This is a genomic window from Actinoallomurus soli, assembly GCF_024055715.1.
GTDB lineage: Bacteria > Actinomycetota > Actinomycetes > Streptosporangiales > Streptosporangiaceae > Actinoallomurus > Actinoallomurus soli.
In genome coordinates this window covers 360,963-382,429 of sequence record NZ_JAMXMV010000007.1, presented here as the reverse complement: position 1 = coordinate 382,429, position 21,467 = coordinate 360,963, and the positions used below count along the sequence as shown (strand labels likewise).

Here is a 21,467-nt window from a genome sequence, read left to right as displayed (position 1 = left end):
GGCGAGGTCGCGGTCGGTCAGGCCGGGACGGGGGCGAGGTCGCGGTTGGTGTGCCGGTGCGCCGCCACCGCCATGACGAACTGCTCGATGAACTCCCCGGTCACGCCGGACGCCGACTGCATCACGACGCCCTGGTCGGCGGTCAGGGCCTCGCCGTGGTCGTTCACTCCGTTCAGCCGGGCGCTCGACAGCAGGCGCATCCCGTCCCCGACGGCCCCGATCGCCTTGCCGTGCTTGAACGCCTCCGCGACGAACTGCACGGCGCTGCCGTCGGCCTCCAGCGCCGTCACCGACTCCTTCCCGCCGGGGACCACGACCGCGTCGTACAGCACCGAGCCGACGGTCGGCAGGGCCCGCGTCACCTCGACCGGCCCTTCGGAGCCTTCGACGACGCCGTCCCGCCCGGCCAGTACCTCGGGAATCGCGCCGACCGCCGAGAGCGCCTCCTGGAGCGCCCGCACGTCGGCGGTGTCCACGCCGTCGGCGACCAGGATCGCGATCTTGCGGGTCTCGACCGAGTCACGCGGGGCGCCTGCCTGGCTCAGCGCGGGAGAACTGCGCCCATGGTTCGGGGTGGCCGGCTGCGCGGGCGGCTCGGCCCCGACGCCCTCCGCGACCGCGACGGCCAGGTAGTGGTCGACGTTGTTCAGGTTGGCCACGACGCCCTGCCTGATGTTCCGGTGCTCCACCTTCCCCAGCTCGAAGCGGAACGCCGCGATGATGTGCTCCTTCTCCCAGTCGGACATGCTGTTCCAGAACAGGGTCGCCTGGGAGTAGTGGTCGGCGAAGCTCTGGCTCCGCTTGCGGATCTTGTTGCCGTCGACGCGCTCCTGGTAGTGCGTGAACGCGCCCTCCGGGACCACGGCCGGGCAGCCGCCGCCGAGCGAGTTCGGATGGTAGGCGGCCCGGCCGGTGTGGACCACCGACTGGTGGTAGCCGTCGCGCTGGTGGTTGCGCACCTCGGCGACCGGCCGGTTCACCGGCAGCTGGGTGAAGTTCGGCCCGCCGAGGCGGATCAGCTGCGTGTCGAGGTAGGAGAACAGCCGCGCCTGCAGCAGCGGATCGTTGGTGAAGTCGATGCCCGGGACGACGTTGCCCAGGTGGAAGGCCACCTGCTCGGTCTCGGCGAAGAAGTTGTCCGGATTGCGGTCGAGCACCAGCCGCCCGACCGGGCGTACGGGCACCTCCTCCTCCGGAATGATCTTCGTGGCGTCGAGCAGGTCGAAGTCGAAGTCGTGTTCGCGTTCCTCGGGCACGAGCTGCACGCCGAGCTCCCACGCGGGGAAGTGCCCGGCCTCGATCGCCTCCCACAGGTCACGGCGGTTGAAGTCCGGATCCTTGCCGGCGATCTTCTGCGTCTCGTCCCACACCAGCGAGTGCGTGCCGAGCTTCGGCTTCCAGTGGAACTTCACGAACGTGCCGACGCCTTCCTCGTTGACCAGACGGAAGGTGTGCACGCCGAAGCCCTGCATCATCCGGAAACTGCGCGGCAGCGCCCGGTCCGACATCAGCCACATCATCATGTGCGTCGTCTCGGGCTGCAGCTGCACGAAGTCCCACAGGGTGTCATGGGCCGAGGAGGCCTGCGGGATCTCGTTGTGCGGCTCCGGCTTGACCGCGTGCACGAAGTCGGGGAACTTGATCCCGTCCTGGATGAAGAACACCGGCATGTTGTTGCCGACGAGGTCGAAGTTGCCCTGCCGGGTGTAGAACTTCGTCGCGAACCCGCGGACGTCGCGCACCGTGTCGGCCGACCCCCGCGAGCCGCCGACGGTCGAGAAGCGCACGAACACCGGCGTGCGCAGCGAGGTGTCGCGGAGGAACTCCGCGGTCGTGTACTCGGTGAGCGGATCCGTCACCTCGAAGTACCCGTAGGCCCCCGAGCCCCGGGCGTGTACGACGCGCTCCGGGATCCGCTCGTGATCGAAGTGGGTGAGCTTCTCACGGAAGTGGAAATCCTCCATGAGCGTGGGACCCCGCTCGCCCGCCTGAAGCGAGTTGTCGGTGTCGTCGACCGGGATCCCCTGGTCGGTCGTCAGCCGCGAGCCGTGGTTCGGGTTGACGCGGACGTGGTCGAGCTGGCGGTCCTTGTCGTCAGGCGTTGTCATGACGTCCCTCCGAGGGTCATTCGAACGACCGGTCACAGGGAGCCATGTCCGTTCAGCGATCTGCTAAGCGTGATCGACGGGCCCAATGTCCCACCCCCGCCGCGCCCGCTGTGTCCCTCGGCGCGGCGGGAGGAGAGACGGCCGGAGGCAGGCTCAGGGACCCTCGTCCTCGACGCGCATGGCCTGCTCCTCGGGTGAGAAACCGGCCTGGTCGGGGCCGACGTCCGTGGCGATCGCGTCCTTCTCGGTGTCGGTGCGGACGCCCTCGTCCGGTTCGACCAGCCGGCCCGCGCGGCGGGGCACCTCCTCCTCACGGACGGGGTCGAACTCGCGCTCGTCCGAGTCCGGCCAGTCCTCGCCCCGGCGCCGAGCGCCGAGCGCCGGGTCGGGCTGCTCTCTGCGCAACCGCCGGTCCAGGGACTCGCCCTCCCGCTGCTCCTCGGCGGTGGTCCCGAACTCCTCGAGAGCGACGGGCTCGTCCCGTGGGACCGGCGCGCGCTGCGGATCCTCCGCCCACTGCCGCTCAGGGTAGGAGTCCTCCAGGTCGGGGATCCCCTCCTCCTCGAACTCCGAGTACGGATCGGGATCCGGATGCGGGTGTGTCATCGCTGTCTCCATCGTCCGTCGAATGCGTCCGATCCAGGCCCATGCCCACGAATCGGCCTCCCTCACCTGCGGCGAACAGCTTTGGGTGAGGTTTGAGACGGCGCCCGGCGGGCACCCGGACATGTCGTCAGCGACCCGAGCGATCAGGAGGCCTCTCATGAACGGGCACGAAGGCGGACGGACGGCGCACCGTGATCCGGAGGCCCTGAACCAGGAGGGCGCGCCGCGGGCGAGCGGGCCGGACCCCGCGCTGGCCGGTCGCGACGTCCAGGCGCTGACCGAGGACCAGATGATCGTGTACGAGGCGCTCGCCACCGTACGGCGGCCGATGAGCGTCGGCGACGTCGCCGCGGCCACCGGCATGGACGAGGACACCGTACGGGACTGCCTCCGCACCCTGGCGGACCGCGAGATGATCGTCGACGGTAAGGACGGGATCGTCATCGGAGAGAACGACTGGGACGTCCGCGGCGCCCGTCCGGCGGCGTCTCCCCGCGACTGACCCGCACGACCGCTGAGTGAGTGAGGAGGCGGAGCGCGGCTCAGAGACCGGCGAGGAGGCGGAACCGGACCCGCTGGCCCGGACGGAGCTGGGCGGCCCGGCCGAGGTCGGCCGTCGTCAGCACCGCCGCGACCGGATAGCCGCCGGTCGTCGGGTGGTCGGCGAGGAAGATGATCGGCAGCCCGTTCGGCGGCACCTGCAGCGCCCCGATGACCATCCCCTCGCTCGGCAGCTCGCCGTCCCGCCGCCGTACGAGGGGCCGCCCCTCCAGGCGGACCCCGATCCGGTTGCTGTGCGAGCTGACCTCGTAGCCGCCCCGGATCAGCGGTTCGAGGCTCTCGAACCAGTCGTCGCGCGGCCCCGGCAGCACCCGCAGGACCGGTTCGTCCTCGGGCTCGTAGCCGGGCGCGCAGTCCACGGTGATCGGCTCGGACGCGCGTCCCACGGCCAGCCGGTCCCCGGCCGCCAGCGGGTCGGGACCCAGCCCGGACAGCAGGTCCGTCGAGCGGCTGCCCAGAACGGGCGGGACGTCCACGCCGCCCCGGATCGCGACGTACGTGCGGACCCCTGCGGACGGGACGCCGAACTCCACCGTGGTGCCGGCCGGGACGTGGCAGGGGGCGTTCATCGCGCCGGGGCTCACCCGTACCGGCGCGCCGGTGACCGCGATCCACGCCGGCGCGTGGAACCGCAGCGCCGCGCCGCCGAAGGTCAGCTCCACGCCGGCGGCGTCCTCCGGGTTGCCGACCAGGCGATTGGCCAGCCGCAGGCTCGCGGCGTCGGCCGCCCCGGAGTGCGGCACACCGAGGTGGGCGTACCCGGGACGGCCCAGGTCCTGCACCGTGCAGAGCGGGCCGGGGCGGACCACCTCGATCGTCATCGCGTCACCTCGGTCCCCTTCGGCCCGGACCCGGCCGGGGGCACCGCCCGGACCCGGGCCCGCTCGGCGGCGAACCGGACGCGGGTGCCGGGCTGCAGCAGCGACGGCGGGTCCCGCTCGACGTCCCAGAGCGTGATCGTCGTACGTCCGAGCAGCCGCCAGCCTCCCGGTGACGGCGTCGGATACACCGCGCCGTACGGGCCCGCGATCGCGACCGAGCCGGCGGGCACCGCCGTGCGCGGGGAGTCCCGGCGGGGCACGTGCAGGGCCTCGTCCAGCCCGGTGAGGTACCCGAAACCCGGTGAGAACCCGAGGTAGGCGACGACGTACTCGGCGCTCGCGTGCCGCGCGACCACCTCGTCGCGGGACAGCCCGGTCAGCCCGGCGACCTCGTCCAGGTCCGCGCCGTCGTAGACGACCGGGAAGCACACCGGGTCCGCGGCGACCTCGTCGATCTCCGGGAGCGGCAGGTCGTCGAGCAGCGGCCCGAGGCGCCCCACGTCGGTGCCCGGCCTGACCGTGACCAGCACCGTCCGTGCCCCCGGCACGACGCCCACGACCTCCGGCAGCGCGAGCCGGCGCACGGCGGCGTGCACGCGGTGCGGCGCCTCGGTCTCGATCAGTAGCGCCGCGTCGCCGACGCGCCGGACCTTCACGCGAACGCCTTCAGCGGGACGCCGGCCTCCTCGATGGCCCGGCGGACCGCCTTCGCGAGTTCGACGGCGCCGGGAGTGTCGCCGTGCACGCAGATCGACCGGGCGTCGACCCGGATCCGGGTGCCGTCGGTGGCCTCGACCACGCCCTCGACGGCCATCCGCAGCGCCCGCTCGGTCACCTGCGCCACGTCCTCGATCACCGCGCCGGGCTCCCGGCGGGAGACGAGCGTGCCGGCGGGGGTGTAGGCGCGGTCGGCGAAGCACTCGTTGACGATCGTCAGGTCCGTCACCTGGTGCAGCTTCGATCCGGGGAGGGTCAGCACGGGCAGCGCCGGGTCGTACGCCTCGACCGCGGCGGCCACGGCCTCGGCCTGCACCGGGTCGCGGACGATCCGGTTGTACAGGGCGCCGTGCGGTTTCACGTAGCGGACCCGGTCGCCCTCGGCCCGTGCGATGCCGTCGAGCGCGGCGATCTGGTAGAGCACCTCGGCCGTGAGCTCCTCCGGGGCGACGTCCATCTCCCGGCGGCCGAATCCGGACAGGTCGCGGTAGGACACCTGGGCTCCGATGACCACGCCGCGCTCCACCGCGGCCGCGCACGTACGACGCATGATCACCGGGTCGCCGGCGTGGAACCCGCACGCCACGTTGGCGCTGCTCACGATGGACAGCAGGGCGAGATCGTCGCCGAGGCGCCAGGGGCCGAGCCCCTCCCCGAGGTCGGCGTTGAGATCGATCATGTAACCAAGGTCTCCTCGGTACGGTCCGTGATCAGCATCCGTCCCGGCGCGTGGGTGATCGCGAACGGCGGGGCGCTCGCCATCACCGCGGCCTGCGGCGTCACACCGCAGGCCCAGAAGACCGGGACGTCACCGGTCTCGAACTCAACGCTATCGCCGAACTGGGGGCGCGCGAGGTCCGCGATGCCGAGTTCCGCGGGGTCGCCGATGTGCACCGGAGCGCCGTGCATCGCCGGGTACCGCGCGGTCACCTCGACCGCGACGTCGACCAGGGCGGCGGGGACCGGCCGCATCGACACGACCAGCGGCCCGGCCAGCCGGCCGGCGGGCCGGCACTCCCGCGACGTGACGTACATCGGGACGTTCCGGCCCTGCTCGACGTGGCGGAGCGGCACGCCCGCCGTGGCGAGCGCCGTCTCGAACGTGAAGCTGCACCCGATGAGGAACGCGACGAGGTCGTCCCGCCAGTACTCGGTGACATCGGGCGTCTCGGCGACGAGCACGCCGTCCTGGTAGATCCGGTAGGCGGGCAGGTCGGTCCGCAGGTCGGCGGCGGCGACCTCGCGGGCGTACGGGTCGCCGGGGTCGGTGATCTCCAGGAGCGGGCAGGCCGCCGGGTTCCGCACCGCGAACAGCAGGGCCTCGAAGGCCAGGTCGCGGGGGACGGCGAGGAGGTTCGCCTGGACGTAGCCCCGGCACCAGCCGCTCGTGGTCACCGGCGTCTCGCCGGTCCGGAACACCTCACGGGCCTGAGAGGGGGTGAGGATCGCGGGTTGATCCATGGTCGTCATGGCAGCTTCATGCCCACTGCACGCCGTTTACCGCGCGGTCCCGCCGTCCGTTCCCGGCCGCCAGGGCGGCCGGGAACGGACGGGTCGGCTAGGACAGGTCGGGGGCGTCGCGCAGCGCGAGGAGGGCGGCGCGCAGCGCGCGGGGATCGCCGCCGGTCTCCCGGAGGATCGCCATGAACCGGTGCAGGATCGAGTGGCGGTCGTGCCCGCGGTCCAGCAGGCGCTCGGCGACCGTCCACAGCTGCGGCGGGTCGCCGTCCCAGATCCGGGCGGCGACCCGGAGGTGGGCCTCAATGTGCGCCGGGTCGGCGTCCGGGTGCTCGAACGCCAGCAGCAGGCGCCGGTCCGCGTCGACGGAGGGGTTCAGGCGGGTCAGGTCGATGTCGGCGTTGCCGCCGGTCAGGAAGGGGAACGCGAACGCCCGCCGGGCGAGGGCCTCCAGGTCGCCGTCCGGCAGCAGCCGCTCCACCAGCTCCCGGTCGAGCCCGAACGTCGTCGGATCGCGGTACGCCTCGGCGAACTTCCCGGTGATGTCCCAGACCTTGTCGAGGGTCTGCCGGACGCCCTCCTCGGGCAGCCCGGTCCGCCGGCTCGCCCAGCGCACCCACGCGGCGAGCACGTGCGGCATCGCCTCCTGCTCCGCCGGTGACAGCATCACCTTGCGCGGCAGCCAGTGCAGCAGGAACGTCTCGCACTTGACCGGGCTGACCCGCAGCGGACGGCCGAAGTCGTGGTCGCAGCCGTAGTCGATGATGCGGTCGACGCAGCGGCTCGCCGCGGAACGGTCCGAGAGCTCCTCGGCCTCGTCCGACGCGAGGAACTGCGCCGCCATCGTGGCCCGGCGGTCGTGGCCGTGGACGGGCGTGACGGGGACGCGGCCGCCGGGCGGCAGCGCCCGCACCCGGGCCCGTACGAACGCGTGGTAGTTGCCGAAGGTCTCCTTGACCGGCGGGTCCTCGGTGTCGTCCGTCACCGCGAGGGCGCGCTCCAGCCGCGCGCGGGCCGCCGCCGGCGCGATCGGCTCGAACCGCATCAGGGGGCTCTCCTCGGCCTCCTTGCGGCAGTAGCCGAGCAGCTTGTCCACCTGCGAGGACACCCACGCGTCGACCACCATGCCGCGCTCGTTGTGGTCGATCACGACCACCAGCGCGTGGCGCTCCTCGCCGCCGTAGGTGTAGATGCAGACGATCGAGTCCTGGTCCCCGTAGACGTCGCGCGAGACGTGGCACTCCTCGCAGGCGACCCTTCCGACGCGGTCGGCCCAGCCGGGTCGCGCGACCCCGGCGTCCATGAGCCGCAGCGCCGCCCGCTCGGCCTTGGCGGCCTGACGCGGCGTGCCGAGCGCGGCGATGCCGGTGAGCAGGGCCAGCGCCGCGGGCGTGCGCGCCGTGGCCGCGTGGTCGACCAGCGCCTCCCCGATGACCTTCTCCACGTCGTCGTGCACGAGCCGCTTGCCCCACCACGCGCCGAGCATCTCGCTGACGATCAGCTCGGCGTCGAGCGGGCTGCGAACGGCCAGGAGCTCACGGGCCGCGCGGAGCATCTCGGCGAACACGGCGTCCGGCGGCGGCGTGGGGCGCCGTGTCATGCGGCCTCCCCGGTGCCCACCTCGCGCAGGTCGCTCACGGTCTACCTTTTCGGAGTACGTCCCGTAGCGCGCCCGAGGAGGGTGCGCGAGGGATTAGTGGTCCAGTGTCCGACCACTCACCCTACTCGCCCGGCAGGGGTTCGGGTCGGCGTCCCGAAGGCGGTTCGGACTTGATCACCGACATCAGGTGCTCGCGCGCTACCGCCTCGACCAGCCTCGGCGTCAGGTCGACCCCCAGGTGCCGGGCCCGCCGCCGGACGTCGCGAACGCACCGCTCCACGGCGTCGGCGGGGATCGAGGGAAACTCCCGGCGGAGCCTCCCGATCACCGGATCTCGTACGTCGGCCTGCCAGACCAGCTGCGTGGAGGTCATGCGGACACCTCTCGCACCAGACGATCTCAGTCCACCTGCGTCCCGCTCCGCGCCCAATCTCGATCCTCCCCCGAAGAAGTGTCAAGACCTCCGGGGGGACAGGTCGTCCTTGCCCTCCTCGGTGTTCCCGGTGGGGGCGGTGAGCTCACCAGATCGCCCGAAATTTCCCTTCGAATGGTGATGTTGCTCGTCGAGCCAGGCCGGGTGATGCCAGGCCGCCCATTCCGGCGTGACGTGCCCGAGGAACATCCCGGACAGGGCCCCGGGGTCCCGGAGGGCGTACCAGAGATGCCCGAGGACCACCACGAAGATGGCCAGGGTCAGCCAGTCGTGTACGAACGTCGCGCCGGTGCGCACGCTGTCCGGCCACGGGTGCGGGAACGCGAGGATCAACCCGGTGCCGAGCATGACGATGATCGCCCCGGCGACGAACGCCGCGTTCAGCTTCTGGCCCGCGTTGAACTTGCCGACCGGATGGATCCCGCGGCCGCCGACGGTCACCCGCCGGTCCCGTCCCCGGAGCCACCGCCAGTCGTCGGGGGAGAACCGGTCGAGCCGCCGCACGTCGTCCCGGAACGCCCGTGAGACCCATCCGAGCAGCGCGGGCACCGGCAGCGCGTACCCGGCGAACACGTGGATCGTACGGATCAGGTGGCGGCGGCCGACCGCCTCGGCCAGCGCCGGCACGTACAGCATGGCGGCCGTGACCAGGCAGACGAGCATGAGCAGGGCCGTCACATGGTGCACGCCCCGTACGGCGCGGGTGAACCGGGTCATGAAGCCTCCTTCGTCGGAGGAGTGACCGGAGGGGCTGCGCTCTCGATTCCCTCGCTCCGCTCGGTCATGAACCCTCCTTCGTCGGAGGAGTGACCGGAGGGACTGCGCCATGGATTCCCTCGCTCCGCTCGGTCATGACGTGTATCCGTTCGACCGGCCGATCCAGCCGTCGACGTCGTAGCCGCGCGTCTCCCAGTACCCCGGTTCGACCCGGTCGACCAGGTCGATCCCGCCGAGCCACTTGGTCGACTTGTAGCCGTACATCGGCGCGACGTACATCCGCACCGGCCCCCCGTGCTCGTGGCTCACGGGGCCGCCCAGCATGCTCGTGGCGACGATCACGTCGCGCCGGCGCGCCTGCTCCAGCGTGAGGGTGTCGGTGTACGCGCCGTCGAACGAGGTGAACCGCACGCCCCTGGCCCCCGGCCGTACGCCCACCACGTCCAGGAGGTCGGGCAGGGCCACTCCCGCCCAGGCGACGTCGGGCACCGTCCAACCGGTGACGCAGTGGAACGTGTCGGTCATCCGGGTCTGCGGCAGCGCCTGCAGGTCGGCGAACCGGAAGGTCCGCGGGTGGTCCACCAGCCCGCCGACGGTGAGCCGGTAGTCCGCCGGGGCGACGCGCCGTACGGAGTCGACCACGGAGTAGAAACGGAAGCCGCCGGCCGCCGGGATCAGCCCGGTGACCCGGGAGCCGACCGGTCCGAAGGCGCGGCTCACACCGCTCTGCACGCGCGCGCCGATCACCACGCCCACGGCTCCGAGGCCGGCCATGCCGAGGACGACGCGCCGGCCGACAGGTGTTCCTTCGCCGCTCATATCCCTATTCGAGCACCGCCGGTGCCGGAGCCGGAACCGCGGCGGCCGACACGTTCGCGAACCGTCACATCTCCGCCGCCGGGTCGCCGCGTCGTGACCCCGGGTGACCGGCGGAGCCCGGAGGGTGCAGGATGAAGGGCGAACGTTCCGGGAGGACGCCATGACGATCTCGCTGCCCATCGACCCCGAGGCCAACGCGCTGCTGAACCGCAGCCCGCTGGCGCTGCTGATCGCCATGCTGCTCGACCAGCAGGTGCCCCTGGAGCGGGCGTTCGCCGCGCCGTACGAGCTGACGCGACGGCTCGGGCACGACCTCGACGCCGAGGAACTCGCCCGCTACGACCCTGACGCGCTCGTGGCCGTCTTCGGCGAACGGCCCGCCCTCCACCGGTACCCCAAGGCGATGGCGGGCCGTGTGCAGGCTCTCAGCCGCGCGGTGCTGGAGCGGTACGACGGCGCGGCCGAGCGCGTCTGGACGGAGGCGGCGTCCGGGCGGGAGCTCCTGCAGCGGGTCGGCGCGCTGCCCGGCTTCGGCGACCAAAAGGCCCGGATCTTCGTCGCGCTCCTCGGCAAGCGGCTCGGCGTACGGCCGGAGGGCTGGCGCGAGGCCGCCGGCCACTACGGCGACGACGGCGCGCACCGCTCGGTGGCCGACATCGTCGACGCGGAGTCCCTGGGCCGGGTCCGCGCCTACAAGCAGGAGATGAAGGCCGCCGCCAAGGCGCGCGCCTGAGGCCGGGGCCGCTCCCGCGGCGCGAATCCGGGAGACGTTGCTCACTCTTCGGACGCGGGATCTCAGACCCCCTGATTTACAAAGCTTGTCAAAGTGGGAAATGTGCCGTGAAGGCGACGCGCCATCGGAAGGGCGCCTGCGTACCGTTCAGCGCCCCGCCCGTACGACACGGGACTCGCCGAGATCGGGGATGTCGCCCGCCCGATGCCGATCGGCCCCTATCATCATGCTTCCCACCGGATACGCGGCCTCGTGCCGGGTACCCGGCGGGTGACCGGAGGGCGCGTTCGCGCGGCCGCCGGAATAACGTTGCCGGGCGGGGCTTCCGTCGGCGCCGAAGCATCGAGATGATGAAAACCTGACTCCGAGCGGTGTTGTGATGGAGGCGGGAGCGCTAGCCTGCTCCCATTCACCCATAGTGATGCGGAAATGCCTCGCAGTAGGGCCGAGCGCGCGACGGAGGTGTCGACGGTGAGCACCGATACGTCTGTGCCGCAGCCCCGGATCTCTGGCCTCGACGCGTCGGATTCGGCGCTGCTCACCACGTTGCTTCGGGAGGCTCCGATCGGCTTCGCGCTGTTCGACACCGACCTGCGCTTCAAGCGGGCCAACGACGCGCTGGCGCGCATGCACGGCGTGAGCGTCACCGACCTGGAGGGCGGCAGGCCCGCCGAGGTCGTCCCCGGGGAGCTCGGCGGCGTCATCGAGGCGTCCGCCCGCAAGGTCCTCGAGGAGGACCGCGCGGTCTCGGACGTCGACCTGGCCGTCGGCGACCGGCACTGGGCGCACTCCTGGTTCCCCACCCACACGGCCGAGGGCGAGGTGTCCGGGGTCGTCATGGTCGCGGTCGACGTCACCGACCGCGTCCTGGCCGAGCGGTCGATCCGCCGTAAGGAGGAGCGCTACCGCTCCCTCGTCGAGGCCAGCTCCCAGGTCGTCTGGGTGACCACGCCCGCGGGCGAGGTCGTCGACGACGCGCCCGAGTGGCGCGCCATCACCGGCCAGACGCACGAGGAGTACGCCACCGAGGGATGGCTGGGCGCCGTCCACACCGAGGACCGGGCGCGCATCGAGGAGACCTGGCGCTCCTGCGTGACGAACGACCGGATCTTCGAGGCCACCTACCGCATCCGCACCCGCGCGGGCGGCTACCGCAACTACGACGTGCGCGCCGTGCCGATCCGCCGCGACGGCGAGATCGTCGAGTGGGTCGGCGCGAACACCGACGTCACCGGCAAGCGCGAGGCCGAGGAGATGCGGGGCCGGCTCACCGAGCAGCTGTCGGCCGCGGCCCTGCGCACCGCACGCCTCCAGCAGGCGACGTCCATGCTGGCCGAGGCGCTGACCGTCAACCAGGTCGTCTCGGTGATCACCGAGGTCGGCCGCTCGGCGATCGGCGCCGACCGGTCCGCCGTCGCCCTCCTCGAGGACGACAAGCTCCGCCTGCGCATGATCACGCCCGGCGGCATCCCCGAGCTCCCCGGCCCCGCCCGCGAGGAGATCGGCATCGACGGCGCCAGCGTGATGTCGATCGCGGTCCGCGAGCGGCGCCCGTTCCTCGCCGAGAACCCCGTCAGCCTGCGGCTGCAGCTCCGCGGCGAGGAGATCGCCGACTTCGTCCGGCGCACCGACGAGCGCGCGTGGGTCGGCCTGCCGCTGCTGGCCGCGGGCCGTGCCCTCGGCGCGCTGCGGTTCTCCTTCACCCGGCCGCGGGAGATCACCGAGGAGGAGCGCGTCTTCCTCGAGGCCCTGGCCGGTCAGTGCGCGCTCGCGGTCGAGCGGGCGACGCTGTTCGAGCGGGAGCACAAGACGGCCGAGGCGCTCCAGCGCAGCCTCCTGCCGGACCGCCTCCCGCAGCTGCCGCCGATCCGCCTGGCGGCCCGCTACCACCCCGCGACGCGCCACGTGCAGGTCGGCGGCGACTGGTACGACGCCTTCCCGCTGGGCGACGGCCGGGTGGCGATCGTGATCGGCGACGTCATGGGCAAGGGCGTCAAGGCCGCGGCCGGCATGGGCCGGGTGCGCAACGCGCTGCGCGCCCTCGCGCTCAACGACCCGCGCCCGTCGAAGGTGATCGGCGGCCTGGACCGGCTCTTCGGCGCCACCGAGGGATGGGAGCAGATCACCACGCTGGCGTACGCCGTCATCGACCCCGCGACCGGCGAAGGCTCCATCAGCAACGCGGGCCACCTGCCGCCGTTGCGGATCCTGCCGGACGGCCCGCCGCGGGTCAGCACCGCCGAGGCGGGCACCCCGCTCGGCTGGCCCTCCGAACGAGAAGAGACAAGTTTTTCGGTCCCACCCGGCAACACTGTGGTGTTCTACTCCGATGGACTGGTGGAGAACCGTAGACGGGGACTCGACGCCGGTCTCGACGAGATCGTGTCGATCGCCGCCGCCGCCCCACCGGAGGTGCTTGCCGATCCTGAGATACTCGTTGACTTCTTGGTCGACCGGATGCTGGCCGGGTACGACCATGATGATGACGTGACAGTACTTGCCCTACATGTTCCGCCGAAGACGGCGTAGCACGTACGAAGGACCGCTCAGTGCCCTCTAAGGTGGGTGTCACCGGGCAGGACTCCACCGCGCGGAATACGCGGGCGTGCCAGACTGCTAAACCGACAGTGAAGCAGGGGTACGCTGCTCAGCGCAAAGGGCCTGCAGGGCCGGCGCCCGACAGAGCACTGGGTAAACATAGCCACACGTTTCGTTCGAGAGGTGTTTGTGTCGCCTGCGAGTTCGACCTCCAAGCCGTCCGAGCTGCACGAGCACGTTGTCAGGCAATTGATCGAGCGTGGGCGTTCCCAGGGCTACCTCGAGGCCGATGACGTGCGCCGTGCGTTCGAGGAGGCCGACATTCCCGTGTCGAAGGCCTCGAGCATCTTGCGGAGTCTTAGCAAGGAGGGTGTGACCGTCATGGTGAGCGCTGCCGACTCCGCGGCGCCTAAGCGCGCGCGCAACAGCAGCAAGCGCGCGACGCCCGCGACCAAGAAGCCCAAGACGACCACCGCCGCCGCCAAGGAACAGGACACCGTCACCGCCGTCGTCGAGGACGACGTCGACGTGCCCGCGCGGCCCGCACGTGCCAAGAAGACCGCCGCGGCCAAGCCCGCGGCCAAGCCCAAGAAGGCAGCGCCCAAGAAGAAGTCCGAGGCTCCGGTCGCCAAGAAGGCGGCCAAGGACCCCGAGGACACCGACGAGGTCACCGACGACGCCGACCTCGAGGTCACCGACCTCGACGACGCGGACCTCACCGACCTCGACGACGTCGCCGACGACGCCGACCTGGAGACCGGGGACGACGCCGACGTCGCCGTCGAGGCCGATGCGGAGGCCGAGGAGGCCCCTGCGGCGGTCGCCGACAAGAAGCCCACGTCGGACGACGACTCCTTCGTCATCGGAGACGACGACGAGGACGCTCCCGCGCAGCAGATCGCCGCGGCCGGCGCCACCGCCGACCCGGTGAAGGACTACCTCAAGCAGATCGGCAAGGTTCCGCTGCTCAACGCCGAGCAGGAGGTCGAGCTCGCCAAGCGCATCGAGGCCGGCCTGTTCGCGGAGGAGAAGCTCGCCCTCGAGCGGCACACCCTGGAGTTCCAGGTGCTCGAGGACCTCGAGTGGATCGCCGAGGACGGCCGCCGGGCCAAGAACCACCTGCTCGAGGCCAACCTGCGGCTCGTCGTCTCACTCGCCAAGCGCTACACCGGGCGCGGGATGCTGTTCCTGGACCTGATCCAGGAGGGCAACCTCGGCCTGATCCGCGCGGTCGAGAAGTTCGACTACACCAAGGGTTACAAGTTCTCCACGTACGCCACGTGGTGGATCCGGCAGGCGATCACCCGCGCCATGGCCGACCAGGCGCGCACGATCCGCATCCCGGTCCACATGGTCGAGGTCATCAACAAGCTGGCCCGCGTCCAGCGTCAGATGCTCCAGGACCTCGGCCGCGAGCCGACCCCGGAGGAGCTGGCCAAGGAGCTGGACATGACGCCGGAGAAGGTCGTCGAGGTCCAGAAGTACGGCCGGGAGCCGATCTCGCTGCACACCCCGCTCGGCGAGGACGGCGACAGCGAGTTCGGTGACCTGATCGAGGACTCCGAGGCCATCGTGCCCGCCGACGCGGTCAGCTTCACGCTGCTGCAGGAGCAGCTGCACTCCGTGCTCGACACCCTGAGCGAGCGGGAGGCCGGCGTGGTCTCGATGCGGTTCGGCCTGACCGACGGCCAGCCGAAGACCCTCGACGAGATCGGCAAGGTCTACGGCGTGACCCGCGAGCGGATCCGTCAGATCGAGTCGAAGACGATGTCGAAGCTGCGGCATCCGTCCCGTTCTCAGGTGCTGCGCGACTACCTCGACTGAGGGGTCTCGCCTAACGATCGCATAACGAAAGGGGTCCGGACGAAAGTTCCCGTCCGGACCCCTTTCGCATGGGGCCCGCCTCGTGCATGGGGCCGGCCCTTCGCGTGGAGTCGGCCCTTGGCATGGGACACCGGCCCGTCCGCGTTGCGTGGAGTCCGGCCGGTTCGCGTTGGGGGCGGCCGGTCCGGGGCAGTGGCGGCCGGTCCGGGGGAGTGGCGGCCGGCTCCGTCCGGCTCCTTCGGCCTCAGTGGGTGATCAGGTCGAGATCCGTGCCGTTGAGCTCGGCGGCGTGGCCGAGGTCCAGGACGGTCTTCAGGAGCTCCTCCGGCGTCGCCGGGTCGGCGCCGTTCGCCAGCAGGTCACGGGCGAGCGCCCCGCGGGTCGCCTTCGCCATGTGGCTGACCACCGTGCGCCGGCCCTCCCGCTCGCGGAAGACCCGCACCCGGACCGCCGGGGCCTTCCACGCGGCGGCGTACGGAGCGGAGCGCATGTCCACCAGAAGGCCGTCCGCGGGAAGGACCGCGGTCAGCGCCGGGCGCCATACGGCCGCCAGAGGGCCGAGAGGGGGCAGGCGCACGCTCATCGACAGACGGTACGGGGGGACGCGGTCCGCGGGCCGCAGCGCGCCCCACAGCGCCGAGAAGATCAGGACGGAGCGTGCGGTGCGCTCCGGGTCCAGGCTCGGCAGGCCCAGGTTGTCGTACAGGACGCCGGTGTAGAGCCGCGACGCGGGCAGCGTGGCCGCGGTGCGCAGCGCGCGGTTGCGGGCGATCTCCCCGGACTGCCCGGCGGACAGCCCGAGGACCTGCCGCGCGTCCTCCGCCGGGCCGGAGCACAGGGCGTCGAGCGCGTCGAGCACCCGCTCACGGGTGGCGGCCAGCCCGGGAAGGCTCAGCGCGGACGGCTCCAGCGGCGGCCCGTCGCCGTCGCCGGCCTTGCCCTCGGACGGGGGCAGCAGGATCAGCATCGTCCTCCTTCGTCGGCCGGTTCCGCGCGCGGACGGGGCGGCGGGTCGGCATCGTCCTCCTCCGCCGACTCCGTGCGCGGGCGGGATGGCGGGATCGGCTGCGTCCTCCTCGGCCGGCCGATCCTGCCCGGCGGTGGAACGCAACGAGACGGCGGCCCCCCAGGCTGGGTGGCCGCCGTCTCATGGATTATCGGGTCGGCTGGCCTGGCCTACCGTTCGTCCTCCGGTGGGGGTGCAGGGGTCTCAAGCAGCCGGTCGGTTTCGTCGTGAATCTCAGCGCCCTTCGCACGAAGCGTCTCGCCGTACTTACGGCCGTGGTGCGCACAGAACAGCAACTCTCCGCCGCCCGCGAGGACCGCGCGGACGTAGGCCTGAGCACCGCAGCGGTCGCAGCGGTCCACGGCCGTCAGCGGCTTGGTTGGGGCAAGAGCTCCAGTCACGTCGCCTTCCTCGTCTCGGGGTCGGTCGCTTAGGACAACATCTAACCTGACGCGGACGTTCCCATGCGGGTTCTGTGTACGCCCAGAGCGGAATACCCCCTCAGGTGACAAAGGTCACGGTGGTGGCGATTGTCAGATTTGTTCCCAGCGGAACACCCGAACGGCGATCAGCGTGGCGACGAGCGCGAATCCCAACAGGATGCCCATCTGCGGGAGGACCGACGCCGGTCCCTCCCCGCGTACGAGGACCTTCAGCATCCCGCTGTTCAAATGACGCAGCGGGAAGACCTCCGAGATGACCCGAAGCCACCGCGGCGCGTCGTCGATGTTGAAGAAAGATCCACCGAGGAAGGCCATCGGCAGCACGACGATCTGCGTGACCCCCTGCGCCGCCTCCTGCGTCTTCGCCCAGGCCCCGATCAGCATCCCGATGGCGAGGAAGGCCAGCACCCCGCACAGCACCATGGGAATCGCCATCCACCAGTAGTGCGCGAGCTTCAGCCCGAAGAAGGGCATGGTCGCCACGCCGATGAACAGCACCGTCTGCACGAGGGCCACCCCGAGGCTGACGGCGACCCGCGCCGCGAACACACTGCGGATCGGCACCGGCGACAGGCGCAACCGGCGGAGGAGGCCCTTCGTCCGCCATGTCACGAGTGTGGTGGACGCGCCGAACATGCCGGCCGAGGCGAGCGCCCATCCGAGCAGACCGGGGGTGATGTACTGGATCGGCTTGAGCGACCTGTCCTCGACCTGCTGTCCCTCCAGCCGGTACTTCGGCGGCCTGCCGGACGCGGCCTGGTTCGCGGCCTGCACCAGGCCGTCGAGCTGCCCCTGGACGGTGCCCGTCTTGACCTGGTCGGCGGCCGAGTAGTGCAGCACCACCCGGTCCCCGCTCTGCTCGATCGCGGCCGCGTAGTCGCCCTTGCGCACCTTCTCCAAGGCGGCGTCCCGGTCGGACACCTTCGTGAACTTCAGGGACTTGTCGATCCCCGCCCGCATCTCCGCCGGTATCTGGTCCACGACCGGCACCGCGCCGATCTCCAGGACCTTCGACTTCGGCGTGGACTGCCGGGCGAAGATCCCCCCGATGATCAGCAGGAACAGCAGGGGCAGGGCGATCGTGAAGAACAGCGCCCCCCGGTCCCGCCGGAACCCGAGGAACATGGCCCGCGCCAGGCTCTGAAAACTGCTCACGCCCGATACTCCCGCCCGGTCAGTTCGAGGAAGACGTCTTCGAGGGTGGCGCCCTTGATCTGGACGCCGTCCAGCGCGCCACGGCCGGCCAGCGCCGCCACGACGGAGGAGGGGTCACGCGTCGCGATGACGAGTGAGACGCCGTCGTCGGTCAGGTCGTCCACGCCCGGCAGCGCACGCGCCTCGGTCTCGCTCAGCACGCCGCTGGCCACGCTGATCCGGGTCGCGGCGTCCAGGTCGCGGACCAGCGCGGCCGGCGGGCCGCTCCGCAGGATCCGGCCTCGATCGATGATCGCGACCCGATCGCACAGCGTCTCGGCCTCGTCCATGTAGTGGGTCGTGAGGACGATCGTGCGGCCCTCCGTGTTGATCGCGCGCAGGACGTCCCAGAGATTGCGGCGCGCCTGGGGGTCCAGCGCCGCCGTCGGCTCGTCGAGGAAGACCAGCTCCGGCTCGTGCACCAGCGCGCAGGCGATCGACAGCCGCTGCGCCTGGCCTCCGGACAGCTTCTCCACCGGAGTGTCCGCCTTCTCCGTGAGGCCGACCGTCTCCAGCATCGCGTCGGCCTTGCGGTCCGGCACCCCGTACAGGGAGCCGAACGTCCGCAGCTGCTCCCGGGCGGTCAGCCGTTCGAAGAAGGAGGACGCCTGCAGCTGCACCCCGATTTTCGGCAGCAGCGCGGGATCGCGAGGCCACGGCGACCGGCCGAGCACCGTCACCTCGCCGCCGTCCGCCTGACGCAGTCCCTCGATGATCTCGAGAGTCGTCGTCTTCCCCGCGCCGTTCGGCCCGAGGATGCCGAAGAACTCTCCCTCCTCGACGGACAGGGTCACTCCGTCGACCGCTTGCACGTCGCCGTACCGCTTTCGCAGGTCGTTGGCGACAATCGTTTTGGGCATGGCTGAACCCTAGGGACGCTTTGGTCGCCGAACACCCTCCTACCGGTGGATTCGCCGATCTATACCGGCCTGCGGCCGTCTCCTCCCGAAGGTGGAGGGCGCACCGGACCGGCGCGCCGGTCCGCGTAGTGTCGGTCCCGGCGGGTAGCCTGCTGCCCGCACGTCCTACCCCCGAGGAGCACAGCCGTTGACCGCCGCCACCATCACCGCTGAGGACCCGCACGGATACACCGCGCGGCACCTGTCGGTGCTCGAAGGTCTCGAGGCCGTCCGCAAGCGACCCGGGATGTACATCGGGTCGACCGACAGCCGCGGCCTCATGCACTGCCTGTGGGAGATCATCGACAACTCCGTCGATGAGGCGCTCGGCGGTCACTGTTCGCGAATTGACGTCTTCCTGCACGCCGACGGCTCGATGGAGGTCCGCGACGACGGCCGCGGCATCCCGGTCGACGTCGAGCCCAAGACCGGGCTGACCGGTGTCGAGCTCGTCATGACCCGGCTGCACGCGGGCGGCAAGTTCGGCGGCATCTCCTACACCGCCTCCGGCGGTCTGCACGGCGTCGGCGCGTCCGTGGTCAACGCCCTGTCCGCCCGGCTCGACGTCGAGGTCGACCGCGACGGCCAGACCCACGCGATGAGCTTCAAGCGCGGCCTGCCCGGCGACTTCGCCGGCGACGGGCCCGACGCCAAGTTCACCAAGAAGCCCGCCAGGCAGCGGGGGCTGAACCAGACCAAGCGGGTCGCCAAGCGCATCACCGGCACCCGCGTGCGCTTCTGGCCCGACCGCCAGATCTTCCTCAAGGACGCCGCGATCGCCGGCGACACCGTCATCGACCGCATGCGGCAGACGGCCTTCCTCGTGCCCGGCCTGACCATCACCGTCCGCGACGAGCGCGGCGAGGAGCCCGTCGACCACGAGTTCCGCTTCGACGGCGGCATCAGCGAGTTCTGCGACCACCTCGCGAGCGACGCGCCGGTCTGCGACGTGCTGCGCATCCAGGGCCGCGGCCACTTCACCGAGACGGTCCCGGTCCTCGACGAGCAGGGCCACCTCACCCCGACCGACGTCGAGCGCGACATCGACGTCGACGTCGCCATGCGGTGGGGCACCGGCTACGACACGATCACCCGGTCGTTCGTCAACGTGATCGCCACGCCCAAGCACGGTACGCACGTCACCGGCTTCGACCGCGCCCTCGTCAAGATCATCAACGAGGAGCTCCGCGCCACCAAGCTGCTCAAGAACGGCGACGAGCCGGTCGTCAAGGACGACATCCTCGAGGGCCTCACCGCCGTCGTCACGGTGCGCCTGCCGGAGCCGCAGTTCGAGGGCCAGACCAAGGAGGTCCTCGGCACCGCGGCCGCCACCCGCATCGTCTCCCAGGTCGTCTCCCGCGAGCTGAAGGAGGCGTTCGAGAGTCCCAAGCGCGGCCAGAAGCAGCAGATGCGGGCCGTTCTGGAAAAGATCGTCGCGGCCTCCAAGGCGCGCATCGCCGCCCGCCAGCAGCGGGAGAACCAACGCCGCAAGAGTGCCCTGGAGAACTCCGCGCTCCCCGCCAAGCTGGTCGACTGCCGCACCAGCGACGACCGCAGCGAGCTGTTCATCGTCGAGGGCGACTCGGCGCTCGGCACCGCCAAGCTCGCGCGCGACTCCGAGTTCCAGGCGCTGCTGCCGATCCGCGGCAAGATCCTCAACGTGCAGAAGGCGTCCGTCGCCGACATGCTCAAGAACGCCGAGTGTGCCTCCATCATCCAGGTCCTCGGCGCCGGCTCCGGCCGCACCTTCGACCTCGACTCCGCTCGATATGGGCGGATCATCCTGATGGCCGACGCGGATGTGGACGGAGCGCACATTCGGTGCCTTCTGCTCACGCTGCTGCACCGCTACATGCGGCCGATGCTCGAGGCCGGCCGGGTCTTCGCCGCCGTTCCGCCGCTGCACCGGATCGAGCTGGTCAAGCCCAGGAAGGGCCAGGACAAGCACGTCTACACCTACTCCGACGCCGAGCTGCGCAAGAAGCTCGTCGAGTTCGAGCGCCGCAACATCCGCTGGAAGGAGCCGATCCAGCGCTACAAGGGCCTCGGTGAGATGGACGCCGACCAGCTCGCCGAGACGACGATGGATCCGCGCCACCGGATGCTCCGCCGGGTCCGCATCGAGGACGCCGAGGAGGCGGAGAAGATCTTCGCCCTCCTCATGGGGTCGGAGGTCGCGCCGCGCCGCCAGTTCATCGCCGCCGGCGCCGCCGAACTCGACGACTCCCGCATCGACATCTGACCCCGGCCGCATCTCGTCAGGCACCACCCGGCGGTGCCGCGTCCGGCGGTGCGGCGGCGACGCCGGGGTACGGGCGCGCGCCCTCGCCGTCGTCTTCGACGGCCTGCGCGCCGCCCCCGCCGGGCGTTCCGGCGGTGCCGCGTCCGCCGGTATCGCGTTCAGCGGTGCGGTGTCCGGTGGGGCGGCGTTCGCTTTGCGCCCGGTACCGACGACCGGTCGCCGGTACCGCCCGGGGGCCGATGCTCGTTTCGAGGGACGAGTGACTCGCTCACGCTTGCGGGAAGGCCGTTCAGTGCCGTGCGCCCGGGCGGGCGAACCGAATGCTCGGTGAAGGTGGTCGGGGCTGTCGTTTCGCGTCGCTGAGTGCCGTTTCGCGGACAGGGTCGCCGAGCCTCGTGCCCGCTTTCGAGCGTGAGGCCGAGTCAATCGACGCTATCGATCTGCCACGTTGACGCCGCTGTCGACGCCCCGAAGCCGACACATCGGTCGTCGACCCGGCAATCTCGGCGGCAACGTGACCGCAGCGGGGGCAAAGCCATCGCGTGGCCGGGCACGGAAGTTCGTCATCGTGATCACTGGCGGGTGCTGCTGATAGAACGCAGTATCCGCGAGGAATCACGTCGCGACATCGACCTGGCCCGCCGGACGGGACCGGGACCGCTTGACGGCCCAGCTTCTGGTGTCCCATCGCATGCCCAGAGAGCTTCGCCGGGCCGGACGGCGGGTCTCCACCCGCGGGTGGAGGGAG

At 71.3% G+C, this 21,467-nt stretch carries 19 protein-coding genes; 5 read left to right on the top strand and 14 right to left on the bottom strand.

All coding sequences use genetic code 11. The features are described from left to right. Positions 1-17: 17 nt before the first annotated feature. Both NDW01_RS20470 and NDW01_RS20465 read right to left on the bottom strand, forming a co-directional pair. On the bottom strand, positions 18-2,108 hold the full coding sequence (locus tag NDW01_RS20470) for a catalase (RefSeq protein ID WP_252822852.1): 2,091 nt from the start codon (positions 2,106-2,108) through the stop codon (positions 18-20). A 153-nt stretch (positions 2,109-2,261) separates the two neighbouring features. Then, entirely contained in the window at positions 2,262-2,714 is a 453-nt protein-coding gene (locus tag NDW01_RS20465; RefSeq protein WP_252822851.1) for a DUF5709 domain-containing protein, read from the bottom strand. A 157-nt stretch (positions 2,715-2,871) separates the two neighbouring features. Between NDW01_RS20465 and NDW01_RS20460 the strand changes: the two genes are divergently transcribed. Then, the gene (locus NDW01_RS20460) at positions 2,872-3,216 is read left to right on the top strand and encodes a helix-turn-helix domain-containing protein (protein ID WP_252822850.1); all 345 of its coding nucleotides are present in this window, start codon (positions 2,872-2,874) and stop codon (positions 3,214-3,216) included. A 40-nt stretch (positions 3,217-3,256) separates the two neighbouring features. Here the strand turns inward: NDW01_RS20460 and NDW01_RS20455 are convergent, their stop codons facing one another. From NDW01_RS20455 to NDW01_RS20420, 8 genes are all read right to left on the bottom strand, one after another. Continuing rightward, on the bottom strand, positions 3,257-4,096 hold the full coding sequence (locus NDW01_RS20455) for a 5-oxoprolinase subunit C family protein (protein WP_252822849.1): 840 nt from the start codon (positions 4,094-4,096) through the stop codon (positions 3,257-3,259). Beyond that, a complete protein-coding gene (pxpB, locus tag NDW01_RS20450; protein ID WP_252822848.1) occupies positions 4,093-4,752 on the bottom strand; it encodes a 5-oxoprolinase subunit PxpB in 660 nt (219 codons plus the stop codon). Before pxpB ends, NDW01_RS20455 begins: the two co-directional genes overlap by 4 nt. Beyond that, on the bottom strand, positions 4,749-5,492 hold the full coding sequence (locus tag NDW01_RS20445) for a LamB/YcsF family protein (protein ID WP_252822847.1): 744 nt from the start codon (positions 5,490-5,492) through the stop codon (positions 4,749-4,751). Before NDW01_RS20445 ends, pxpB begins: the two co-directional genes overlap by 4 nt. Then, positions 5,489-6,274 carry a putative hydro-lyase gene (locus NDW01_RS20440; protein WP_252822904.1) on the bottom strand — a complete coding sequence of 262 codons (786 nt, stop codon included), beginning with the start codon at positions 6,272-6,274 and terminating at the stop codon, positions 5,489-5,491. Before NDW01_RS20440 ends, NDW01_RS20445 begins: the two co-directional genes overlap by 4 nt. Positions 6,275-6,371: 97 nt before the next feature. Beyond that, positions 6,372-7,871, bottom strand: coding sequence for a hypothetical protein (locus NDW01_RS20435; RefSeq protein ID WP_252822846.1), 1,500 nt, complete (start codon positions 7,869-7,871; stop codon positions 6,372-6,374). 121 nt (positions 7,872-7,992) lie between these two features. Next, positions 7,993-8,244 carry a hypothetical protein gene (locus NDW01_RS20430; protein WP_252822845.1) on the bottom strand — a complete coding sequence of 84 codons (252 nt, stop codon included), beginning with the start codon at positions 8,242-8,244 and terminating at the stop codon, positions 7,993-7,995. An 81-nt stretch (positions 8,245-8,325) separates the two neighbouring features. Continuing rightward, positions 8,326-9,021: a cytochrome b/b6 domain-containing protein gene (locus NDW01_RS20425; protein ID WP_252822844.1), complete on the bottom strand. Its 696-nt coding sequence runs from the start codon at positions 9,019-9,021 to the stop codon at positions 8,326-8,328. 132 nt (positions 9,022-9,153) lie between these two features. After that, positions 9,154-9,840 carry a molybdopterin-dependent oxidoreductase gene (locus NDW01_RS20420; protein WP_252822843.1) on the bottom strand — a complete coding sequence of 229 codons (687 nt, stop codon included), beginning with the start codon at positions 9,838-9,840 and terminating at the stop codon, positions 9,154-9,156. A gap of 160 nt (positions 9,841-10,000) precedes the next feature. Between NDW01_RS20420 and NDW01_RS20415 the strand changes: the two genes are divergently transcribed. From NDW01_RS20415 to NDW01_RS20405, 3 genes are all read left to right on the top strand, one after another. After that, complete coding sequence (locus tag NDW01_RS20415; protein WP_252822842.1) at positions 10,001-10,573, top strand: HhH-GPD-type base excision DNA repair protein; 573 nt, start codon at positions 10,001-10,003, stop codon at positions 10,571-10,573. A 471-nt stretch (positions 10,574-11,044) separates the two neighbouring features. Then, positions 11,045-13,102 (top strand): SpoIIE family protein phosphatase, encoded by a 2,058-nt coding sequence (locus NDW01_RS20410; RefSeq protein ID WP_252822841.1) that lies wholly within the window; start codon positions 11,045-11,047, stop codon positions 13,100-13,102. 198 nt (positions 13,103-13,300) lie between these two features. Beyond that, positions 13,301-14,935, top strand: a complete 1,635-nt coding sequence (locus NDW01_RS20405) for an RNA polymerase sigma factor (RefSeq protein ID WP_252822840.1) — start codon at positions 13,301-13,303, stop codon at positions 14,933-14,935. A gap of 244 nt (positions 14,936-15,179) precedes the next feature. Here the strand turns inward: NDW01_RS20405 and NDW01_RS20400 are convergent, their stop codons facing one another. The 4 genes from NDW01_RS20400 to NDW01_RS20385 form a co-directional block, all read right to left on the bottom strand. After that, a complete protein-coding gene (locus tag NDW01_RS20400; RefSeq protein ID WP_252822839.1) occupies positions 15,180-15,902 on the bottom strand; it encodes a YaaA family protein in 723 nt (240 codons plus the stop codon). Between the two features lie 209 nt (positions 15,903-16,111). Beyond that, entirely contained in the window at positions 16,112-16,342 is a 231-nt protein-coding gene (locus tag NDW01_RS20395) for a DUF7455 domain-containing protein (protein ID WP_252778596.1), read from the bottom strand. A 132-nt stretch (positions 16,343-16,474) separates the two neighbouring features. Then, complete coding sequence (locus NDW01_RS20390) at positions 16,475-17,539, bottom strand: ABC transporter permease (RefSeq protein ID WP_252822838.1); 1,065 nt, start codon at positions 17,537-17,539, stop codon at positions 16,475-16,477. Beyond that, positions 17,536-18,438 carry an ABC transporter ATP-binding protein gene (locus tag NDW01_RS20385; RefSeq protein WP_252822837.1) on the bottom strand — a complete coding sequence of 301 codons (903 nt, stop codon included), beginning with the start codon at positions 18,436-18,438 and terminating at the stop codon, positions 17,536-17,538. The genes NDW01_RS20390 and NDW01_RS20385 overlap by 4 nt, the downstream gene beginning before the upstream one ends. A 187-nt stretch (positions 18,439-18,625) precedes the next feature. Here NDW01_RS20385 and NDW01_RS20380 point away from each other — a divergent pair, with 187 nt between their 5' ends. Then, entirely contained in the window at positions 18,626-20,719 is a 2,094-nt protein-coding gene (locus NDW01_RS20380) for a DNA gyrase/topoisomerase IV subunit B (RefSeq protein ID WP_252822836.1), read from the top strand. The last annotated feature ends 748 nt before the right edge of the window (positions 20,720-21,467 follow it).

Coding starts and splice junctions, on each gene's coding strand:
- NDW01_RS20430 (WP_252822845.1), bottom strand. CDS start 8,244: ATGACCTCCACGCAGCTGGTCTGGCAGGCCGACGTACGAGATCCGGTG.
- NDW01_RS20420 (WP_252822843.1), bottom strand. CDS start 9,840: ATGAGCGGCGAAGGAACACCTGTCGGCCGGCGCGTCGTCCTCGGCATG.
- NDW01_RS20400 (WP_252822839.1), bottom strand. CDS start 15,902: ATGCTGATCCTGCTGCCCCCGTCCGAGGGCAAGGCCGGCGACGGCGAC.
- NDW01_RS20415 (WP_252822842.1), top strand. CDS start 10,001: ATGACGATCTCGCTGCCCATCGACCCCGAGGCCAACGCGCTGCTGAAC.
- NDW01_RS20455 (WP_252822849.1), bottom strand. CDS start 4,096: ATGACGATCGAGGTGGTCCGCCCCGGCCCGCTCTGCACGGTGCAGGAC.
- NDW01_RS20445 (WP_252822847.1), bottom strand. CDS start 5,492: ATGATCGATCTCAACGCCGACCTCGGGGAGGGGCTCGGCCCCTGGCGC.
- NDW01_RS20465 (WP_252822851.1), bottom strand. CDS start 2,714: ATGACACACCCGCATCCGGATCCCGATCCGTACTCGGAGTTCGAGGAG.
- NDW01_RS20425 (WP_252822844.1), bottom strand. CDS start 9,021: ATGACCCGGTTCACCCGCGCCGTACGGGGCGTGCACCATGTGACGGCC.
- NDW01_RS20460 (WP_252822850.1), top strand. CDS start 2,872: ATGAACGGGCACGAAGGCGGACGGACGGCGCACCGTGATCCGGAGGCC.
- NDW01_RS20385 (WP_252822837.1), bottom strand. CDS start 18,438: ATGCCCAAAACGATTGTCGCCAACGACCTGCGAAAGCGGTACGGCGAC.
- NDW01_RS20470 (WP_252822852.1), bottom strand. CDS start 2,108: ATGACAACGCCTGACGACAAGGACCGCCAGCTCGACCACGTCCGCGTC.
- NDW01_RS20440 (WP_252822904.1), bottom strand. CDS start 6,274: ATGGATCAACCCGCGATCCTCACCCCCTCTCAGGCCCGTGAGGTGTTC.
- NDW01_RS20435 (WP_252822846.1), bottom strand. CDS start 7,871: ATGACACGGCGCCCCACGCCGCCGCCGGACGCCGTGTTCGCCGAGATG.